This window comes from Aquabacterium sp., from assembly GCF_016195855.1.
GTDB lineage: Bacteria > Pseudomonadota > Gammaproteobacteria > Burkholderiales > Burkholderiaceae_C > Aquabacterium.
Window position 1 is genome coordinate 17,843 of sequence record NZ_JACPYU010000027.1, and the last position, 18,635, is coordinate 36,477.

General features: G+C 63.5%; 16 protein-coding genes and 4 tRNA genes. All 20 read right to left on the reverse strand.

Features of this window, described 5'->3' with window-relative positions:
• Nucleotides 1-39: 39 nt before the first annotated feature.
• The gene (rpoB, locus tag HY019_RS20720) at nt 40-4,167 is read right to left on the reverse strand and encodes a DNA-directed RNA polymerase subunit beta (RefSeq protein ID WP_290695809.1); all 4,128 of its coding nucleotides are present in this window, start codon (nt 4,165-4,167) and stop codon (nt 40-42) included.
• 346 nt (nt 4,168-4,513) lie between these two features.
• On the reverse strand, nt 4,514-4,894 hold the full coding sequence (gene rplL / locus HY019_RS20725) for a 50S ribosomal protein L7/L12 (protein ID WP_290695811.1): 381 nt from the start codon (nt 4,892-4,894) through the stop codon (nt 4,514-4,516).
• A 59-nt stretch (nt 4,895-4,953) separates the two neighbouring features.
• Entirely contained in the window at nt 4,954-5,487 is a 534-nt protein-coding gene (gene rplJ / locus HY019_RS20730) for a 50S ribosomal protein L10 (RefSeq protein WP_290695813.1), read from the reverse strand.
• A gap of 351 nt (nt 5,488-5,838) precedes the next feature.
• The gene (rplA, locus tag HY019_RS20735) at nt 5,839-6,537 is read right to left on the reverse strand and encodes a 50S ribosomal protein L1 (RefSeq protein ID WP_290695815.1); all 699 of its coding nucleotides are present in this window, start codon (nt 6,535-6,537) and stop codon (nt 5,839-5,841) included.
• 2 nt (nt 6,538-6,539) lie between these two features.
• The gene (rplK, locus tag HY019_RS20740; RefSeq protein ID WP_290695817.1) at nt 6,540-6,971 is read right to left on the reverse strand and encodes a 50S ribosomal protein L11; all 432 of its coding nucleotides are present in this window, start codon (nt 6,969-6,971) and stop codon (nt 6,540-6,542) included.
• A gap of 182 nt (nt 6,972-7,153) precedes the next feature.
• Nucleotides 7,154-7,723 (reverse strand): transcription termination/antitermination protein NusG, encoded by a 570-nt coding sequence (nusG, locus tag HY019_RS20745; RefSeq protein ID WP_290695819.1) that lies wholly within the window; start codon nt 7,721-7,723, stop codon nt 7,154-7,156.
• A gap of 37 nt (nt 7,724-7,760) precedes the next feature.
• Nucleotides 7,761-8,144 (reverse strand): preprotein translocase subunit SecE, encoded by a 384-nt coding sequence (secE, locus tag HY019_RS20750; RefSeq protein ID WP_290695821.1) that lies wholly within the window; start codon nt 8,142-8,144, stop codon nt 7,761-7,763.
• Between the two features lie 85 nt (nt 8,145-8,229).
• A tRNA-Trp gene (locus HY019_RS20755) sits at nt 8,230-8,305 on the reverse strand.
• Nucleotides 8,306-8,331: 26 nt separating this feature from the next.
• Nucleotides 8,332-9,522, reverse strand: a complete 1,191-nt coding sequence (gene tuf, locus HY019_RS20760; RefSeq protein WP_035037879.1) for an elongation factor Tu — start codon at nt 9,520-9,522, stop codon at nt 8,332-8,334.
• A 74-nt stretch (nt 9,523-9,596) separates the two neighbouring features.
• A tRNA-Thr gene (locus tag HY019_RS20765) sits at nt 9,597-9,671 on the reverse strand.
• Nucleotides 9,672-9,802: 131 nt separating this feature from the next.
• Nucleotides 9,803-9,876: transfer RNA gene (locus tag HY019_RS20770), tRNA-Gly, on the reverse strand.
• 85 nt (nt 9,877-9,961) lie between these two features.
• A tRNA-Tyr gene (locus HY019_RS20775) sits at nt 9,962-10,047 on the reverse strand.
• A gap of 67 nt (nt 10,048-10,114) precedes the next feature.
• Nucleotides 10,115-11,527 carry a lipid II flippase MurJ gene (locus tag HY019_RS20780; protein ID WP_290695824.1) on the reverse strand — a complete coding sequence of 471 codons (1,413 nt, stop codon included), beginning with the start codon at nt 11,525-11,527 and terminating at the stop codon, nt 10,115-10,117.
• A 12-nt stretch (nt 11,528-11,539) separates the two neighbouring features.
• The gene (locus HY019_RS20785; RefSeq protein WP_290695826.1) at nt 11,540-12,364 is read right to left on the reverse strand and encodes an acyltransferase; all 825 of its coding nucleotides are present in this window, start codon (nt 12,362-12,364) and stop codon (nt 11,540-11,542) included.
• Entirely contained in the window at nt 12,361-13,767 is a 1,407-nt protein-coding gene (locus tag HY019_RS20790) for an O-antigen ligase family protein (RefSeq protein WP_290695828.1), read from the reverse strand. Before HY019_RS20790 ends, HY019_RS20785 begins: the two co-directional genes overlap by 4 nt.
• Nucleotides 13,764-14,333, reverse strand: a complete 570-nt coding sequence (locus HY019_RS20795) for a glycosyltransferase (protein ID WP_290695829.1) — start codon at nt 14,331-14,333, stop codon at nt 13,764-13,766. Before HY019_RS20795 ends, HY019_RS20790 begins: the two co-directional genes overlap by 4 nt.
• A gap of 22 nt (nt 14,334-14,355) precedes the next feature.
• On the reverse strand, nt 14,356-14,784 hold the full coding sequence (locus HY019_RS20800) for a hypothetical protein (protein WP_290695831.1): 429 nt from the start codon (nt 14,782-14,784) through the stop codon (nt 14,356-14,358).
• Complete coding sequence (locus HY019_RS20805; protein WP_290695833.1) at nt 14,775-16,004, reverse strand: glycosyltransferase family 4 protein; 1,230 nt, start codon at nt 16,002-16,004, stop codon at nt 14,775-14,777. The genes HY019_RS20800 and HY019_RS20805 overlap by 10 nt, the downstream gene beginning before the upstream one ends.
• Nucleotides 16,001-17,380 carry a cellulase family glycosylhydrolase gene (locus HY019_RS20810; protein WP_290695835.1) on the reverse strand — a complete coding sequence of 460 codons (1,380 nt, stop codon included), beginning with the start codon at nt 17,378-17,380 and terminating at the stop codon, nt 16,001-16,003. Before HY019_RS20810 ends, HY019_RS20805 begins: the two co-directional genes overlap by 4 nt.
• On the reverse strand, nt 17,377-18,627 hold the full coding sequence (locus tag HY019_RS20815) for a glycosyltransferase (protein ID WP_290695837.1): 1,251 nt from the start codon (nt 18,625-18,627) through the stop codon (nt 17,377-17,379). Before HY019_RS20815 ends, HY019_RS20810 begins: the two co-directional genes overlap by 4 nt.
• Between the last annotated feature and the right edge of the window lie 8 nt (nt 18,628-18,635).

The following is an 18,635-nucleotide window of genomic DNA, read 5'->3' on the forward strand; positions in this document are numbered from 1 at the left end:
AAGCACCCGCCCAACGCCGCATGGCGGGGCTTTAACAAGTCAGTTTTTCTCCAACTCGATGTCGATACCGAGAGACCGGATTTCCTTGACCAGCACGTTGAACGACTCCGGCATACCTGCGTCGATCGAGTGCTCGCCCTTGACGATGTTCTCGTAGACCTTGGTACGACCATTGACGTCGTCGGACTTGACCGTGAGCATTTCCTGCAGCACGTAGGAAGCGCCATACGCTTCCAGGGCCCACACTTCCATTTCACCGAAGCGCTGACCACCGAACTGCGCCTTACCACCCAGCGGCTGCTGCGTGACGAGCGAGTAAGGACCGGTCGAGCGGGCGTGCATCTTGTCGTCCACCAAGTGGTGCAGCTTCAGCACGTGCATGTAGCCGACGGTGACAGGACGCTCGAAGGCTTCACCGGTGCGACCGTCGTGCAGGATGGCCTGCGTGCGGGTCGGGGTGAGGCCCTTGGCCTTGGCGATGTCAGCCGGATAAGCCAGTTGCAGCATGGCGCGGATTTCTTCTTCCTTCGCACCGTCGAACACTGGCGTGGCGAACGGCACACCCTTGGACAGGTGACCGGCCATTTCCAGGATCTCGGTGTCGTTGAAGGAGTCGATGTCTTCCTTCTTGCCGCCGGACTTGTTGTACAGCTCGTCGAAGAACTTGCGCAGCTCGGCGGCGGCAGCTTCTTGCTGCAGCATGTTGCCGATGCGATGGCCGATACCCTTGGCGGCCCAGCCCAAGTGCACTTCCAGCACCTGACCGACGTTCATCCGCGAAGGCACGCCCAGCGGGTTCAGAACGATGTCGGCAGGGGTGCCGTCAGCCATGTAAGGCATGTCTTCGATGGGCACGATCTTGGAGACCACACCCTTGTTACCGTGACGGCCGGCCATCTTGTCACCAGGCTGCAAGCGACGCTTGACAGCCAGGTGAACCTTGACCATCTTCAGCACGCCAGCGGGCAACTCGTCGCCTTGGGTCAGCTTCTTGCGCTTTTCTTCAAAAGCCAGGTCGAAGCTGTGGCGGGTCTGCTCCAGCGAGTTCTTGATGCTTTCCAGCTGGTTGGCCAGTTCGTCTTCGGCAGGACGGATGTCGAACCAATGGAACTTGTCGACCGACGACAGGTAAGCGTCGTCCAGGGTCGTGCCCTTGGCCAGCTTGTTGGGGCCACCGTTGGCGACCTTGCCGATCAGCAGCTTCTTGATACGGTCGAAGGCGTCAGCCTCCACGATACGCAGCTGGTCGTTCAGGTCCAGGCGGAAGCGCTTGAGTTCATCGTCGATGATCTGCTGGGCGCGCTTGTCACGCTGGATGCCTTCACGGGTGAAGACCTGCACGTCGATCACGGTACCGGAGGTGCCCTGGTCCACACGCAGCGAGGTGTCCTTCACGTCGGAAGCCTTCTCGCCGAAGATGGCGCGCAGCAGCTTCTCTTCCGGTGTCAGCGTGGTTTCGCCCTTGGGCGTGACCTTGCCGACCAGCACGTCGCCGGGGCCGACTTCGGCGCCGATGAACACGATGCCCGATTCGTCCAGACGAGCCAGTTGGTTCTCGGACAGGTTCGGGATGTCGCGTGTGATTTCTTCAGAGCCCAGCTTGGTGTCGCGGGCCATCACGACGAGTTCTTCGATGTGGATCGAGGTGTAGCGGTCTTCGGCCACCACGCGCTCGGAGATCATGATCGAGTCTTCGAAGTTGTAGCCGTTCCAGGGCATGAAGGCCACGAGCATGTTCTGACCCAGAGCGAGTTCGCCCAGGTCGGTCGATGCGCCGTCGGCCACCACATCACCCTTGCCCACCTTGTCGCCACGCTTGACGATGGCGCGCTGGTGGATGTTGGTGTTCTGGTTGGAACGCTGGTACTTGATCAGGTTGTAGATGTCGACGCCGACTTCACCGGCCACCGTTTCCGCGTCATTCACGCGGATCACGATGCGGTTGGTGTCGACATAGTCCACCACGCCACCGCGCTTGGCGGTCACGACGGTACCCGAGTCAACAGCCGCCACACGCTCGACGCCCGTACCGACCACGGCCTTTTCAGGACGCAGCACAGGCACAGCCTGACGTTGCATGTTGGCGCCCATCAGCGCGCGGTTCGCGTCGTCGTGCTCGAGGAAGGGCACGAGCGAAGCAGCCACCGACACGATCTGTGTAGGTGCCACGTCCATGTACTGGATGCGCTCAGGCGAAGTCAGCACGGATTCGCCATTTTCACGGGCAGACACCAGCTCGTCGGTCAGACGGCCATTGGCGTCCAGCGAGGCGTTGGCCTGCGCGATCACGTACTTGCCTTCTTCGATGGCCGACAGGTAGTCGATGATCATCGTGGTCTGGCCGTCGGTCACGCGACGATAAGGCGTCTCCAGGAAGCCGTATTCGTTCAGGCGGGCATACAGCGCCAGCGAGTTGATCAGACCGATGTTCGGGCCTTCAGGCGTTTCGATCGGGCACACACGGCCGTAGTGGGTCGGGTGCACGTCACGCACTTCGAAGCCGGCACGTTCGCGGGTCAGACCACCCGGGCCCAGAGCGGAAACGCGACGCTTGTGCGTGATTTCCGACAGGGGGTTGGTCTGGTCCATGAACTGCGACAGCTGCGAGGCACCGAAGAACTCCTTCAGGGCCGCAGAGATCGGCTTGGAGTTGATCAGGTCGTGCGGCATCAGGGCTTCGGTTTCAGCCTGGCCCAGACGCTCCTTCACGGCCTTTTCGATACGGGCCAGACCCGAGCGGTACTGGTTCTCGGCCAACTCGCCCACGCAACGCACGCGGCGGTTACCCAAGTGGTCGATGTCATCGACTTCGCCGCGACCATTGCGCAACTCGACCAGGATCTTCACGACGGACAGGATGTCGTCGTTGGACAGCACCATCGGGCCAGTGCCTTCGTCGCGGCCCACGCGGGCGTTGAACTTCATGCGGCCCACGCGCGACAGGTCGTACGTGTCTTCGTTGTAGAACAGGCGACCAAACAGCGCTTGCACAGCGTCTTCGGTAGGCGGCTCGCCAGGGCGCATCATGCGGTAGATGGCCACGCGCGCTGCCAGCTCATCGGCGGTTTCGTCGGTGGCCAGCGTTTGCGAGATGTAGGCGCCTTGGTCCAGTTCATTGGTGAACAGGACTTCGATGTCGAGGATCTTGGCGACGCGCAGCTTCTTGAGCAGCGCTTCGGTCAGCTCTTCGTTGGCCTTGGCGATGATCTCGCCGGTGTCCGGGTCGATCTGGTTCTTGGCCAGCACGCGGCCCAGCAGGAAGTCTTCGGGCACGCTGATGTGCGTGGTGCCGGATTGTTCCAGTTGGCGGGTGTGGCGCGCGGTGATGCGCTTGTCCTTTTCGACGATGACCGAGCCGGATTTGTCGGTGATGTCGAAGCGGGCGATTTCACCCTTGACGCGATCAGGCACATAGGCCATTTGCGCGCCGGAATCCATGAGCTTGAAGTGGTCGTTCTGGAAGAACGTGGCCAGGATCTGCTCGTTGTTCATGCCGATGGCCTTCAGCAGGGTCGTCACGGGCATCTTGCGGCGACGGTCCACGCGGAAGTACAGCAGGTCCTTCGGATCGAATTCGAAGTCCAGCCAGGAGCCACGGTAAGGGATGATGCGGGCGCTGAACAGCAGCTTGCCCGACGAGTGGGTCTTGCCCTTGTCGTGTTCGAAGAACACGCCAGGCGAACGGTGCAGCTGCGACACGATGACGCGCTCGGTACCGTTGATGATGAAGGAGCCGTAGTCGGTCATCAGGGGCACTTCGCCCATGTAGACCTCTTGTTCCTTCACTTCCTTGACCACCTTGGACTGGGACGTGGACGTCTCACGGTCATAGATGATCATCTGCAGGCGCGCACGCACGGCAGAAGCGAAAGTCAGCCCCCGCAGCTGGCACTCGCGCTCATCGAACGCCGGTTTGGCGATGTTGAATTCGATGAACTTCATCTCGACGAAGCCATTGTGCGAAACAATGGGGAACGCCGAGAGGAACGCGGCTTGCAGGCCTTCGGGTTTGCGTTGTTGCGGCGGCACTTCCTTTTGCAGGAAGGCGACGTATGAATCCTTCTGCATCGTCAGCAGATAAGGCACGTTCAATACGCTGCCGCGCTTGCCAAAGCTCTTGCGGATCCGCTTGCGCTCGGTGTAGCTATAGGGGGTTGCTTGCGCCATAAACTCTCCGTTTCGGGCACCAAAAGTGATGCGCCGTTTCGAATTCAGCCCGCCCCCTGGCCGTGGGGGCACGCTGTTGTTCGGCGACTGGCCATTCGGACCTTGCGTCCGAGGCTTGGTGGTTGGCCACTACCAACCGCTGGCAGACAACCCCCGCGTTGCACGGGGGCTCGACCAAACCGGTTCTCCGCAGTCGGTTCAGAGAACACTCGAAAAGCCCTCCAGTGTACTACTGGATGGCTTTTCGGCTGTTCTCAGGGAATTTCTTCCCTGAAAAGCCGAAAGCCGCCCTCTTGAGGAGGGCAGCTCAGCGTCTTCCAAACTCGCCCGAGGGCGAGCCATGGAATTACTTCATTTCGGCAGTGGCGCCAGCTTCGACCAGCTTCTTCACAGCGGCTTCAGCGTCAGCCTTGGCAACGGCTTCCTTCACGTTCTTGGGAGCGCCGTCGACCAGGTCCTTGGCTTCCTTCAGACCCAGACCGGTGATTTCGCGCACGGCCTTGATCACGCCAACCTTGTTGGCGCCAGCGCCGGTCAGCACGACGTTGAATTCGGTCTTCTCTTCAGCGGCAGCAGCACCACCACCAGCGGCGCCGCCAGCAGCGGGAGCAGCCATTGCAGCGGCGGACACGCCGAACTTCTCTTCGATGGCCTTGACCAGCTCGTTGAGTTCCATCACGGACATGCTGTCCAGGGCGGTCAGGAATGCGTCTTTATCGAATGCCATTTTGGGTTCCTAAAATCGGTTAAATGTTGAATACGGTCGTTGATCGCTCAGGGAGCAGATCAAGCAGCAGGAGCTTCAGCAGGTGCTTCTTCAGCAGCAGGCGCGCCGCCACCCTTTTGCTCGGACACTGCAGCCAGGACGCGGGCGAAGCCCGAGATCGGCGATTGCAGCAGACCGCAAATTTGGGCCAGCAGAACTTCCTTGCTGGGAATCGATGCCAAGGACTTGACGCCATTGGCGTCCAGGGCCTTGCCAGCGTATGCACCAGCCTTGATGACCAGCTTGTCATTGCCCTTGGCAAAGTCAGCGATCACCTTTGCTGCAGCCACGGCGTCTTCAGAGAAGCCGTAGATCAGCGGGCCGCTCATGCTCTCGGCGGCGACTTCAAATGGGGTGCCGGCAACAGCGCGACGTGCCAGGGTGTTCTTCAGCACGTGAAGATACACACCTTGGGCGCGTGCGGTTTTGCGCAGCTGATCCAGTTGAGCCACCGTGAGACCGCGGTACTCAGCCAGTGCAAGCGTCTGCGACTTGCCCGCCTGGGCAGCCACTTCAGCAATGACGGCTTCTTTCTCGTTGCGATTGAGACTCAAGGTCTACTCCTTAAAACATGCCTGTCGACACCCGCCCCTTGGGGAGCGAAGGCCTTGAGGCACACCCAGTTTCAGCGACCTTCTGCCTCGGAACCCATGCCATCCAACCCAGATGAGGTTGCACAACACGAACACTTCAACAGCGGGTACGCCATCTGCGTAGGCTGGGGGATTAAGCCTGGCCACTCAGGTACTGCTTGAGCGGCTTGGCGCCTACGGTCTTTGATAGCCTGAGACTCGACTCGCGTCGGGCCTCAGCCCACCAATTCATTTCAGATACCCCGCACCAGACTCGCGCGGGATCTGGTCAGCGTCCGGCTTGCGCCGTCGGCCGACAGTGTCTTGTGACGATCAGGCGCCCGTGATGCTGTTGACGTCCACGCGCACGCCCACACCCATGGTGGACGACACGGCGACCTTCTTCAGGTACACGCCCTTGCTCGAAGCAGGCTTGAGCTTGTTCAGCGCGTCCAGCAGGGCAGCCAGGTTACCCTTGAGCTTGTCAGCGTCGAACGAACGGCGACCGATGGTGCCGTGGATGATGCCGCCCTTGTCAACGCGGAACTGGACTTGACCAGCCTTGGCGTTCTTGACAGCGGTCGCGACGTCAGGGGTCACGGTGCCGACCTTGGGGTTAGGCATCAGGCCGCGTGGGCCCAGAACCGTACCCAGGGTACCGACGATGCGCATCGTGTCCGGCGAGGCAATGACCACGTCGAAGTTGATGTTGCCGCCCTTGATCTGCTCGGCCAGGTCTTCCATGCCGACGATGTCAGCACCGGCGGCCTTGGCTTCTTCAGCCTTGGCGCCTTGGGCGAACACGGCGACGCGCTTGGTCTTGCCGGTGCCGTTGGGCATCACGACAGCGCCACGAACCACTTGGTCCGACTTCTTGGCGTCCACACCCAGTTGCACGGCCACGTCGATGGATTCATCGAACTTGGCAACGGCAGCTTCCTTGATCAGGGTCAGGGCTTCTTCGAAGGCGTACAGCTTGGTGGTGTCCACCTTGCCAGCGAAAGCCTTTTGGCGTTTGGTCAGCTTTGCCATGATTAAACACCTTCCACGATGATGCCCATCGAACGAGCCGAACCGGCGATCGTGCGAACAGCAGCGTCCAGATCAGCAGCGGTCAGGTCCTTCTGCTTGGTCTTGGCGATTTCTTCCAGTTGCTCACGGGTCAGCTTGCCGACCTTGTCAGACTGAGGACGGGGCGAGCCCTTGTCAATCTTGGCAGCCTTCTTCAGCAGCACCGTCGCGGGAGGCGTCTTGATGATGAAGGTGAAGGACTTGTCAGCAAACGCCGTGATCACCACGGGCAGCTTCAGACCGGGTTCGACACCTTGGGTCTGGGCGTTGAACGCCTTGCAGAACTCCATGATGTTCAGACCGCGCTGACCCAGCGCGGGACCGACTGGAGGCGAAGGGTTTGCCTTGCCAGCCGGGATTTGCAGCTTGATGAAGCCGATAATCTTCTTGGCCATAACTTTCTCCTAGAACCGCCTGACGGCCACGTCAGTACGGTTGAGTCAAACGCCAGGCTTGTTCAACAAAGAACTTCCTGGCTCCTCTTGACGCGGTCTCGTTCGCGTCTGGTACGGCAGGTGAAAACCATCTTGCGATGGCGGCCTCACCTACAAGGCCTGAATTCGATACGAACCGCGGATCAGATCTTCTCGACCTGACCGAAGTCCAGCTCGACCGGGGTGGCACGACCGAAGATCGTGACCGACACGCGCAGCTTGGACTTTTCGTAGTTGACGTCTTCGATCGAGCCATTGAAGTCCGTGAACGGGCCTTCCTTGACACGAACGACTTCGCCGTTTTCCCACTCGACCTTGGGACGGGGCTTCTCGATGCCCTCTTGCATCTGGTTGACGATCTTCATGACTTCGTCTTCCGAGATGGGCACCGGACGGTTCTTGGCGCCGCCCACGAAACCGGTCACCTTGGAGGTGTTCTTGACCAGGTGCCAGGTGTCGTCGCTCATCACCATTTCGACCAGCACGTAGCCAGGGAAGAAACGGCGCTCGGTCACGGACTTCTTGCCGTTCTTGACTTCGACGACTTCTTCGGTGGGCACCAGGATGCGACCGAACTGGTCTTGCATGCCGGCGCGGTCAATGCGCTCGCGCAGGTTGCGTTCGACGGCCTTTTCCATGCCGGAATAGGCGTGCACCACGTACCAGCGCAGCGGTACGGCGGCGGTGGCGGGGGTGGTTTGAACGTCAGTCATGGGATCAACCTCGCTTCGATGTGTCTGCTTGCAGAAATCAGTGCTTCCAGCCCAGGATCAGGCCGTAGATCACCCACTCCAGCGTCTTGTCGGTCAACCACAGGAACAGCGCCATGATCACCACGAAGGCGAACACATAGGCGGTCATCTGGGTGGCTTCCGGACGGCTGGGCCACACGACCTTGCGCAATTCCTTGGTGGAGTCCTGACCAAAAGCGATCAGCTCCTTGCCTTGCGCGGAGGTGAAAAACACACCCACGGCTGCCGCAATCAGGACCAGCAAGGCCAGAACGCGCAACCACAGGTCCTGCTTGCCCAGCAGGTAGAACACGGCCACGGCGCCCACCACCAGCAGGCCCGTGACGGCCAGCTTGGCTTTGTCGGCACTTGTCGTGACGGTTTCGATTTGCGTAGTAGCCATGAATGTCGTATTTGAGGCGCCAAAGCCCGCGGACCTCTCGGCCTGCGGGCTGCTGTAAACAGCGGCAGTGTCGTTGTTCAGTGTCTGGCAGGGGCAGTAGGAATCGAACCTACAACCTTCGGTTTTGGAGACCGACGCTCTGCCAATTGAGCTATACCCCTACTGGCCAAAAACTGAACTGCGTATTTTAGTCGAGAATCTTGGCAACCACACCGGCGCCAACAGTACGGCCACCTTCGCGGATAGCGAAGCGCAGACCTTCTTCCATGGCGATCGGGGCGATCAGCTTGACGGTGATCGACACGTTGTCACCAGGCATGACCATTTCCTTGTCGGCGGGCAGCTCGATGGAACCGGTCACGTCAGTTGTACGGAAGTAGAACTGAGGGCGGTAGTTGTTGAAGAACGGGGTGTGACGACCGCCTTCGTCCTTGGACAGAACGTAGATTTCGCCGGTGAAGTGCGTGTGGGGCTTGATGGAGCCGGGCTTGCACAGCACTTGGCCGCGTTCCACGTCTTCACGCTTGGTGCCGCGCAGCAGGATACCGACGTTGTCGCCAGCTTGACCTTGGTCCAGCAGCTTGCGGAACATTTCCACGCCCGTGCAGGTGGTCTTCTGGGTGGCCTTGATACCGACGATTTCGATTTCTTCGCCGACCTTGATGATGCCGCGTTCGATACGGCCGGTCACCACGGTGCCGCGACCGGAGATCGAGAACACGTCCTCCACAGGCATCAGGAACGTGCCGTCGATGGCGCGCTCAGGCGTGGGGATGTAGGTGTCCAGGGCTTCGGCCAGCTTCATGATGGCCTGCTCGCCCAGCTCGCCGGTGTCGCCTTCCAGCGCCAGCTTGGCCGAACCCTTGATGATGGGGGTGTCGTCGCCGGGGAAGTCGTACTTGGACAGGAGCTCGCGCACTTCCATTTCGACCAGTTCCAGCAGCTCGGCGTCGTCCACCATGTCAGCCTTGTTCAGGAAGACGATGATGTAAGGCACGCCCACCTGGCGGGACAGCAGGATGTGTTCACGGGTCTGGGGCATCGGGCCGTCAGCGGCCGAGCACACCAGGATCGCGCCGTCCATCTGGGCAGCGCCGGTGATCATGTTCTTCACATAGTCGGCATGGCCAGGGCAGTCCACGTGAGCGTAGTGGCGGTTAGCCGTTTCGTACTCGACGTGAGCGGTGTTGATGGTGATGCCGCGGGCCTTTTCTTCGGGTGCTGCGTCGATCTGGTCGTAAGCCTTGGCTTCGCCACCAAACTTCTTGGACAGAACGGTAGCGATCGCAGCCGTCAGCGTGGTCTTGCCGTGGTCAACGTGACCGATGGTGCCCACGTTCACGTGCGGCTTGGTCCGTTCAAACTTACCTTTTGCCATGTTTCTCGCTCCTGGCGCCCTGATTGGCCCGAATGAAAAGCCGAATGAAAAGAAGAAAAAAGGGATGGGGTGTGTGGTGCCCATGGGCAGGATCGAACTGCCGACCTCCCCCTTACCAAGGGGGTGCTCTACCACTGAGCCACATGGGCATCGACACAGGTTTGAATTCAGCCACCAGGGCCTGAACGCAAACCAGTGCCGACCTGACACTTTTGCACCCTTCGCATTTTTCTGCGAAGACCGCGACTGTAGCATGCCTGCCGTGACAGAACCATGACCTTGGAGCGGGAGACGGGAATCGAACCCGCGTCATTAGCTTGGAAGGCTAAGGTTCTACCATTGAACTACTCCCGCTCGGGAGCCTTCACATGGCCATCGGCTTGCTTTGCGCAAACCGACCAACCTGGTCTGACGTTCAGCATGTACGAATTAGTTTGCCTGGTGGAGGAGGCTGGATTCGAACCAGCGTACGCGTAAGCGGGCAGATTTACAGTCTGCTGCCTTTAACCACTCGGCCACCCCTCCAGGCAAGCCCAAGACTTTAGCACAGCTTTTCAGGCCATGCCAAGCTTTTGTGGTTTTTTGCGTGATTTCAGCGCCGTTGCCATGGGCGCAACCAGAGCGCCATGCTCAGCAGGCAGGCGAGCCCGGCCACGCTGGCCTCGGCCAGTTGCCACCACACGTTGGCGCTCAGCCAGGGCTTGAGGCCCCACCAGGCCAGCACCAGCCAGACGGCCGACCCCAAGGCCTGAGGCAGCAGCCCCAGGCCCTGCTGGAGGCCGGGCGCACGCAGCAGGTAGCGCCCTGTCAGCAAGGTACCCAGCAGGAGCGCCCACACGATGCCCAGCGAGCCAAACGCCCAGGCCAGCGGCGCCAGCGTCAGGGCCTGCAGGAGGCTGCCTCGCAGCTCGGCCACCACCGGGCCACGCGTGTCACCTTCTGCGTAGTGATAGCGCGCCAGCAAGGTGTTCCAGCTGGCCAGCACCAGGACGGCGGCATAGCCGGCCAGCAGCGGCACCACCATCGCCGTGCCTTGCACCTTGGGGAACAGCATGCCGACCAAGGCTGGCGCCCCCAGCATCAGGCCCACTGCGGCCGGCAAGGACACCACCGTAACGGCAGCCAGGCCTTTTTTCAGCAGGACGACACGCTCGCTTTCGCTGCGACTCATCAGGCTCAGGAGCACCTGGTTGAGGCTTTGCAGCGCGATCAGCGGCAGGTTTATGAGCTTACGCGCCAGGTTGACGGCGGTCACCCCCCCCTCCCCCAGGTAGGACGCCACGATGCGCTCCAGCAAGGTCAGGCCTTGACCCGCCAAGGCGCTGCCCAGCAAGGGCGCCAGCTTGTGCCCCAGCTCGGCCATGGCAGCACGGCTGCCCTGCAGGGACACCAGGCGCAAACCACCTTGCACGGCGGATGGCAGCATGATCAGGCCCATGGCCAGGCTGCCCCCGACGAAGGCCCAGGACAGCATGGCCTCTTGCGATTGCTGGCGCTGCCACAGGAGGTAGAGCATCGCGGGCAGGTTGTAGAGCAGCGAGCCCATGCCGGCGAGCAGGAAGTGACCCGCAGCCTGTCTGGGCACAGCCCACCAGGCCTGCAGCACCAGCCCGGGCAGGCTCCAGGCCAGGATGCGCAAGGCGCCCACGGTATCGGCTTGCTGCGCCACGGACAGCCCGGGGCCCATGAGGTGCACGAGCCCCGGCGAGGCCAGGCAGATCAGGCCGGCCAGGGCGACGCTGCCCAGGCCCAGCACCATGCTGAGCTGGCTGAACCAGTGCGCCCGCTGAACGGGCGTTCGCCCTTGCCACAAGGCCAGTGCGGACGAGGTCAACAAACCGGCCGCCAGCATGCTGCGGATGGCCTCGGGCAGGAACATGGCGATCACAAAGGCATCGGTGCGTGCGCCCGCGCCCCAGTTGGCGACCAGCAGCCACTCACGGGCAAAGCCCGCCACCAGGCCGGCCAGCGTGACCAGGGTCAGCAGCGAGGCCGCGCCCAACACGTCGTCGGCCGCTCAGTGGAACAAGGTGAACAGGCCTTTGCCCCCCACCTTGTAGTTGAGGCCACGCACGCGCTCGCCCAGCACTTTCGGGCCTACACCACCAACGATGGTGTAGGGTGCCACAGGCCTGGCCACCACGGTATTGGCTGCCACCACAGCCCCTTCACCGATGTGCGCGCCCGTCAACAGCGTGACGCGGGTGGTGATCCATGCGTAGTCTTCAATGACGATGGGGCCCCCCACCGCCCAGAACTCCGGCGCGTTCATGTCGTGGCCGCCCGCAATCATGAGTGTGTGAGAAGCGACGGTCACGTGGTTGCCAATGCGCAGACCGCCCCGGGCGTCGATCTGGCAGTGCCAACCGATGCAGGTGTCTTCACCGATCTGCAACCCCTCCAGCCCCAGCACTTCTGTGTTGCGCCACACGGTGGAGCCCTTGCCGATCTTGGCACCGCCGATGCGCAACCAGGCCAGGCGGATGGTATGGCTGGGGATCTTGTTGATCAGCATGTTGTAGACCTGCTCCCAGGCCCGACGCCAACGGTCCACCAGGGTCGGCCAGTTGATGCCGTACAGGGGCACGAAACCGGCGGGAATCTCGTCGCGCAACATCGCGTAAAAGCGCCGGCCAAGCGGATGCTCGATGCGCTTTTCGATGTTGACGTAAGCGATGTAGGTCTGTGTCACGCCGCCACGACCAGGCTGCTCGAAGACCACGTTGTTGGCACACATCCAGTCATAGGCTTCAGCCAGGGTGGGCAGGTCCACGCTCAGGCGTGGTGCGTAATCGGCCAGGCGTGCGTGCAGGTCATTGCTGTGAAGGATGCGGTGTTTCATGACGTTGTCGTTTCGCGGACAGGCTGCGGCAAGGGGCGCGAGGCCTGCAGGCTGATGGCCATGGTCAGCCAGAACAAGGCGATCAGGACCTGGGTGAAGCTGAAGTAGTGATCGATGAAGCCGGTCAACAGCGCAGCAAGCATCGCGCCAACGCTGCCCACGTGCAGGGCCTGGTCGACCTTCATCTTCGAGAGATCCCCCATCTGGCGGACTTCTCGCCACCAGGCCACGGTCACGGCGATGAAGAACAACATGCCCGGCAGGCCCAGCTTGTACCAGTAGTTGAGCCAAAGGTTGGAGATGCCATACACGCCACCACCGGTGGCCGGCGTTTCGACCTTGAAACCCAGGCCCAGCGGGTAGCGCTCGACGGCACGGTGGAAGTTGCGGTACTCGTCAAAGCGCACGCCGGTGCTGGCGTCCTGCGAGCCCTGGGTGAGCGAGGCCAGGCGTTCGCGGGCTGGGGGGTAGGCCACCAGCATCGTGGCAGCCAGCAAGGCTCCGATCAACAGGGCGCGCCCGGCCATGGGCACACGGCGCCAGGCCAGCCAGACCACGAGCGCGGTCAGGCACAACAGGGCCCCACGCGAACCGCTGAACACGATGCCGGCCGAGCCGCCCAAGGCCACGAACAGGCTCAGCGCGCGTCGCCAGCCCTTTTGCGACACACCGTAGAACATGGCCAGCGGCACGCCCAGCAAGAGCACACCGCCGGTGGAGTTGGGGTGCACCCAGGGTGAGGCCATGCGGTTGTACATGGACGAGAAGATGTCCATCAGGGCCTCGGGGTGGGCGTAGTGCAGGCTGGCCAGCACGGGGATCATGGTGCGGGCGTCAGGGCTCTTGATGAACACACCCAGGGACAAGGCCAGCATGGCCGTGAAGCCGATCACCAGGCAGTCCATCATGCGTTGGCGCAAGGCCGGCGTCGGGGTCAGGATGGGGACCAGAAACAGCGTGGACACGTTGAGCAGCCAGCGCACCCAGTTGACCGGGCCATTGCCTTCTTCGTGGACCATGAACTGCCCGGCCACCAGGGGCACGACGCTCCAGGCCATGAGCCACAGCATCCGCCGCTCGGTGGGGCCGGCCTGCCAAGACGGCAAGCGGCCCATGAGCCATTGCATGAAGACCCCTGCCCAGGTCAGCGCCAGCAAGGCTTCGGAGACCGTCATGCGGATGCCGATGGTGACCGTGGTCCAGGGCACGAAGGGCGCGATCAGGCAGAACAGCAGCAGGCCACGCACCGGCTTGGCCAGGACCGCCACGGCCGCGAGCACGGCCAGCAGGGCGCCCACCAGCGCAGGCGGGCCACCCAGCAGCATCAAGCTGCCAAACAGCAGCCCGGCGAGCACGGGCAGCACGGTGGACGCGCTCAGGGGCAGGCGCGACAGCAGGCTCATGCCAGCTCCCGCAGGAGTTCGTCGACACGGCTGGCGTAAGTGGGCAGGTCATAACGACGGGCCCATTGGTGCAGGGCGTCTGGCAGCTCATCTTCGCTGCGCGCCTGCCGCGCCACACGGTGCATCAGCTGGACCAGGCCCACGCTGTCCTCGGGGTCGAAGCGTGGGGCGCCATGCGGTGTGACCTCATCGAGCGAGGAGCCCCTGGCCGTGGCCACGGGGGTGCCGCAGGCCGCCGCTTCAAGCACGGGCAGACCAAAGCCTTCGGCCAGCGAGGGATGCCACAGGCGCTCGGCCTGGCGGTACCAGTTGCCCAGTTGGGCATCGTTGATGCCGTGCACGAAACGCACCTGAGACGGCACCTCGGGCACATCGCGTGGATGGCCGATGACCACCAGCTGCGGGATCAGGTCTGGCCAGGTCTCGCGGGCTTGCTGCCAGGCCTGCAGGAACCAGGCGATGTTCTTGCGCGGCGCGTGTGTGCCCACCATCAACCAGTAACGAGGCGGCGCGAACACGTCCTGCTGCAGGCATTGCCAGGCCTCAAAGGGCACGGCGCCAGGCAAGAGGCGGATGCGTTGCCGCGTGTCAGGGAAACCAGCGGTGGAACAACTCCTTCACACCCGATTGCGGCTGGTCACGCTGGGTGATCTGAAAGACATCGTGCAGCTGCAGCACCCAGCGTGTGCGCTGGCGGCGCACGTCGCTGAGACCAATGGGCAGTCCCATGTTGCCGGTGGCCACGTACACGTCGATGGCCAGGGCGCTGAGTGCATCGGGCAGGAAGTCACGCTCGAAGCGCAGGCGCTCGCGGGGACTGCGCAGGCCCTCGATGGCCGCCGGGCGCTGCGGCGCACAGGCCCAGGTGCGGTGCTGGTGCGTCAAGGGTGCGTTGGTGAAGGGCACGACCTCGGTGTCCGCACGCAGGCGCACGGTGTTGTAGAGCGCCAGGGCCTGACGGCCCACACCGGAGTACGGTGCCGCGGTCAAGGGGCGGATGTCCAGTCCTACGCGCACGCTTGCTCCCTTCTGTCATCGGCCAGCACGGCGGCGTAGGCCGCTTCGAGTTGCGTGGCACAGGCCTGCCAGTCAAAGCGCGCAGTGACGTGTGCGCGTGCGCGCAAACCCATCTGCACCGCTTGCTCGGGGTGATCGAGCAAGTGGGACACGGCCTGGGCCATGGCCTCGGCGTTGTCGGCCACCATGGCCTGCTCACCCGCGGTCACACCCAGGCCGGACAGGCCTTCGGTGGTGCTGACCACAGGCAGGCTGGCGGCCAGGGCCTCCAGCACTTTGAGCTTGGAGCCGCCACCAAAACGCAGGGCCGCCAGGAACACGGCCGACTGGGACTGCACCGTGGGCAGGTGATCAACATAACCGCGCCATTCGATGCGCGGATCCGTCCAGCGCTGGCGCCAGGCTGGTGGCAAGGCATGGCCGCACACCACGAAGCGCGCCTCGGGCTGCAAGGCCCACAGGCGCGGCCAGATGGCCTCCATGGCCCACTCGACGGCATCTACATTGGGCGCGTATTCGTAGTTGCCCACGAACAGCACGCGCTTGCTGGCGAGATCGGGCTGAACGCCGGCAAAGCCCTGGATGTCGGCCCCATTGGTGACGACGTGAGGCGGGCGCTGCGTCCAGGCGCCCAGCTTGTGCGCATCGGACTCGGTGACGGCCACGACCAGGCTGGCCTGGCCCAGCACATGCTGCTCCCAGCGCCGACCACGCCATTGGTCATAACGTGCGAAGGGCCTGGCCCATACCGGCCATTTACCATAGGTCGCCGCACCGAGCTCGGACTCCACGTTGTGCTCGACCAGGACAAAGGGCTGGCGGTGGCGCTGCAATGCGGCCTCGAAGGGCTGGAAGCCGTAGCTGTGCTCGATCTGGACGATGTCCCAGTGCTGACGCGCCAGCAGCTGCTCGAACTGCCGCGTCAAGGCGGGTGCGTGGCCATTGACCGTGGTCAGCAAGGGCAAGGATGAGAAAGCGGCTCGCCACAAGGTGCGCGGGTCTTTCAGCGAACGGCGCGGCAGGACGACGAGCTCTTTCACCCAAGGGGCCAGCGCCGCCTGCACATCGGCATCGGCTTGCGTCTTGGCCTGCACGAGCAGGGTGATCTCATGGCCGCGCTGCGCCAGCGCACGCAGCAGGTGGTACTCGCGTGCCTTGCCGCCACTGGTGATGGGCCAGGGCAGATAAGGCATGGTCAACAAGATGCGCAAAGGCTTCATGCACACACCAGCATTTGCAAGTCGGTGCCGATGTCCAGCACCAGGCCCTGGTCGCCCGCCTTGAGTGCACGCTGCGTGCCGCGCTGTGGGTCATGCCAGACACCGGCCTTGACGTCGGGCAGGGTCACGCGCATGGGCTCGTGCGCCCAGGCCATCCACAGCCGCTTGCCATCGGCACGTTGCCACTGGACGCTGACCAGGCCGGCGGGCAGGCCTTCGGCCAGGCGCATGGGTGGGGCCGGCTCCAGGCGCGCGCCACAGATCGACAGAAAGCGCTGCAAGGCCGTGTAGACAGGCTTGGGCTGGCCATTGGCGCGCAGCAGGCCATAGCGTTTGTCGCGCGGGCCAACGCGAGGGTCATCGAGATCGGCCAGGGTGAACAGGAAGACGCGGTCGAAGTCCTGCGTGGCCATGAGGGCCAGGCGCTTGAGCGTGTGGCTGGCCTGGCCGTCTTCGCCCACCAGGGGCTGCTCTTCCACCGGGCCGTCGTAGCTGGACCAACCCCATTCCGTGGCCCAGATCTGTTTGACGCCGTAGGCGCGCAGGCCCTTGTTGAGGAAGGGCACATGCGTGAGCAGATCACGCGAGCCATCGTCAGCGCCTTCGGGCTCGGCGGTGTAGGGGTGATAACAGGCGATCAGCTTGAGCTGGTAGGCGCCCAGCTTGCCCATGGCATCGAGCATCAGGCCTTCGCGGCCCGCCATCTGGCTGTAATAGGCCATGCCGGCCATGGCCACAGGCTTGTCAGGCGCGGCCTGGCGCAAGGCGGCCACAGCGGGCTGCAGCAAGCGGCCATAGCCTTCGGGGTCGATGCGCGGCTGCCAGAAGGCGGGGATGTTGGGCTCGTTCCAGACCTGCCACACGTCCACATTGGGGTAGCGCTTGACCAGGCCTTGCAGGCGCTGCGCATACACGCCCGGGTCTTTGGGTGGGTACTTGTCGCTGTAAGGCGCACCAGCGGGCGCCGAGCTGGCAAAGCGCGGTGTGCCCACCACATAGGTCAGGCTGTGCAGGCCGGCCTGCTTGACCAGGCTCATCATGCGGTCGGTGGCATCGAGCTGCCACTGGCCGGCTTCGGGCTCGATCAGCATCCAGTGCAGCGCCAGGCGCACCCAGTTCAGCCCCAAGGCCTTGAGCCGCTCGACCTGCAGGCGCGCCACATCGGGCGGGAACCACTGCAGTTGGGCATTGACGCCCAGGAAGTCCTGCCACACCACAGGGCGCATGGGCTGCAAGGCGAGCGCAGGCGGCGTCTTGCGGGGCCACATCGACCACCCGGCCCGTGCCTGGCCACCCAGGCCCATACCGACGGCACCGAGCGCCAGCGCGCCACCGAGGCGCAACTGCTGGCGCCGGGTGGCGGCCGGCAAGGTCATAGGGATTCCTTTTGTGACCACACCGAAGCGGGGCCGCTGCTGGACACACCGCGTGCGCGCGGCGCACGGGCCATGGCACGCTGGAAGTGGCCGACAAAACGTTGACCCGTCATGGGCCAGGCGCGCTCCTGAGCCAGGGCGCTGGCGCGATCGGCCCACTGCGACAGGATCTCGGGCTTGTTGAGCACGCCTTCGATCTGCGCGGCCAAAGCGGCGACGTCGCCCTGGCGGTAGGACGAGCCATTGCCATGGCTGATCTCTTCGGCAAAGGCGCGGGCGTCCGAGGTGATGGCGCCGCGTCCACAGGCAATGGCCCAGGCCAGCGAGCCGCTGGTGCCGCGCATCTGCCCCAGCAGCGCCAGCTTGCGCGACTCGCGGTAGGGCAGCACCATCAGGTGGTGGCGCTGGATGAGGTAGGGGATGTCGCGCTCGTCAACATCGAGCTCCCAGTCGACCTGGGGCGTCAGGCCGCGGCGCTCGACGCGGGCACGCAATTGGTCGAGGTAGCTGCCTTGCGCACCGAACGCGATGTCCGGCGAGGTGCCACCCGCAATGGTCAGACGCAGGCGCGAAGCCAGCTCAGGTTGCTGCGCCTTGACCTTGCCCACGGCGTCAATCAGGTCCTCGATGCCCTTGCCGCTGTAGATGAAACCAAAGTACAGCAGCCGGATCGGGTCCAGCGGTGGCAGCGGCTTGTGCGGCAGGGTCAGGGCACCATGCGAGATGACACTGACGCGGTCCACGGGCAGCTTCATGCGCTTGACCAGGCGGCCAGCGCCGGTTTGGGTCAGCGTGACCAGGCCATCGAGCTGGCGCGCCAGCTTGCGCTCGGCCATCAGCGTGGCCGGGTCCGACAGCAAGGCCACGGCCTGCTTGGCCGGACGCGGCATGGCGGACATGCCGTTGACCATGGTCCACACGCGGTTGATGGGCTTCCAGATCAGGCGCTCGGGGTCGTGCACGGTGGCCGACAGGGCCGGCCGATTGGGCAGGCTGGCCAGGGCACACAAGGTGAGAAATTCGCTTTGACGACCGCCGCCCAGCTCGGCATGGACGACGTCCACACGGCGCCAGTCGCGCTCGGCCACCCAGGCGCGTGCAGCGGCCAGGGAGTCGATCGGACGCTGCCCCGCCAAAGGCGTGAGCACATCGACCCCCGCCTGGTTGAGCGAGGTCCGGAAATGGGCCGCGTAATCGGCGATCCCGTTCTGTTCAGGTGGCAAAGGCGACAACAAGGCCAGACGCATAACGCCCC

Coding starts and splice junctions, on each gene's coding strand:
- rpoB (WP_290695809.1), bottom strand. CDS start 4,167: ATGGCGCAAGCAACCCCCTATAGCTACACCGAGCGCAAGCGGATCCGC.
- rplL (WP_290695811.1), bottom strand. CDS start 4,894: ATGGCATTCGATAAAGACGCATTCCTGACCGCCCTGGACAGCATGTCC.
- rplA (WP_290695815.1), bottom strand. CDS start 6,537: ATGGCAAAGCTGACCAAACGCCAAAAGGCTTTCGCTGGCAAGGTGGAC.
- rplK (WP_290695817.1), bottom strand. CDS start 6,971: ATGGCCAAGAAGATTATCGGCTTCATCAAGCTGCAAATCCCGGCTGGC.
- nusG (WP_290695819.1), bottom strand. CDS start 7,723: ATGACTGACGTTCAAACCACCCCCGCCACCGCCGCCGTACCGCTGCGC.
- secE (WP_290695821.1), bottom strand. CDS start 8,144: ATGGCTACTACGCAAATCGAAACCGTCACGACAAGTGCCGACAAAGCC.
- tuf (WP_035037879.1), bottom strand. CDS start 9,522: ATGGCAAAAGGTAAGTTTGAACGGACCAAGCCGCACGTGAACGTGGGC.
- HY019_RS20785 (WP_290695826.1), bottom strand. CDS start 12,364: ATGAAACACCGCATCCTTCACAGCAATGACCTGCACGCACGCCTGGCC.
- HY019_RS20790 (WP_290695828.1), bottom strand. CDS start 13,767: ATGAGCCTGCTGTCGCGCCTGCCCCTGAGCGCGTCCACCGTGCTGCCC.
- HY019_RS20805 (WP_290695833.1), bottom strand. CDS start 16,004: ATGAAGCCTTTGCGCATCTTGTTGACCATGCCTTATCTGCCCTGGCCC.
- HY019_RS20810 (WP_290695835.1), bottom strand. CDS start 17,380: ATGACCTTGCCGGCCGCCACCCGGCGCCAGCAGTTGCGCCTCGGTGGC.
- HY019_RS20815 (WP_290695837.1), bottom strand. CDS start 18,627: ATGCGTCTGGCCTTGTTGTCGCCTTTGCCACCTGAACAGAACGGGATC.